The 1,062-nt window shown below is 72.1% G+C and carries 1 protein-coding gene; it reads left to right on the top strand.

Annotated features, from left to right (window positions below; all coding sequences use genetic code 11):
• Positions 1–466: 466 nt before the first annotated feature.
• Positions 467–1,062 (top strand): Clp protease N-terminal domain-containing protein (locus LCE31_RS39845; RefSeq protein ID WP_308042442.1); only part of this gene is annotated, 596 nt, incomplete at its 3' end.

Here is a 1,062-nt window from a genome sequence, read left to right as displayed (position 1 = left end):
GGGTATGGGGAGTGCGGGGGGAGCGGCGGCCGGGCCGTGGGATGCGGCTTCGGCGCCCTCATTTCTATCGTTGTAAAAAGCCATTGAGGCACTGGTGAGCCCCGACCGTCAAGACGCACGGGGCAATCGCCGAAGAATGGCCTTGCTGTCGCGCGGCGTTGCCGGGCATGCCTGTCAACACCCTTCGCTCCGTGCGGGATTGGTGCGGAGGTGGCCTGCGAGGCAGGGGGCAGGGACGGCTCCCCGTGCGCGCTTTCCGGTGTACGCCGCCACGTCCGCCCGTTGCGCCGGGTTGCCGGATCGCCTGAAGGCACCCATACTCCGCCGTCTGTCCGCCGTGCGTCTCCCGTCCGCCGCGGAGCGCATTTGTCCGTGTATGTCTGTCCTGATTGTGGGAACGCGTAGGCATGCCCGTCGCCCTGTGGGGTGGCCGGCGTGCACACCGCACACGACGGATGGGACGGCCATGAGCAACGGATTCTCGGGTCCAGGAGCGTACGGTCCTGACCCGTTCGGAGATTTTCTGTCGCGCTTCCTCGGGGGCGGCCCCAGGCGGGGGCCGCAGCAGGTCGACATCAGCAGGCTGATGAGCGAACCCGCGCGTCAACTGGTCGGGGAGGCCGCGGCGTACGCGGCGCAGCGGGGCAGTGACGACCTCGACACCCAGCACCTGCTGCGCGCCGCCCTCGCCGTCGAGCCCACCCGCGGTCTGCTGAAGAGCTCGGGGGTGGACCCGGACCGGATGGCGGAGGAGATAGACAGCCGGGTCGGGCCGCCCGAGGCGGACACGGAGGACGCGCCGCGGCAGACCTCGCTGGCGGTCACACCGGCCGCGAAGCGCGCCCTGCTGGATGCCAGGGAGCTCGCGAGGACCGGCGGTGCCGGATACATCGGCCCCGAACACGTACTGGCGGCGCTGGCCGCGAACCCCGACTCCGCGGCGGGCCACATCCTCGACGCGTCCCGTTTCGCCCCCGGCCGGATGCCCGGGCCCGGAGCAGGCGCGATGGGCGCGCCGGAGGGCAGGCCGCGCGCGGTGGAGGAGCACGGGGCCGGTGCGGG

The organism is Streptomyces sp. 8L, from assembly GCF_020176795.1.
Lineage (GTDB): Bacteria > Actinomycetota > Actinomycetes > Streptomycetales > Streptomycetaceae > Streptomyces.
Note: the sequence above shows the minus strand (reverse complement) of the source record. Positions and strands in the feature narration are given on the sequence as shown.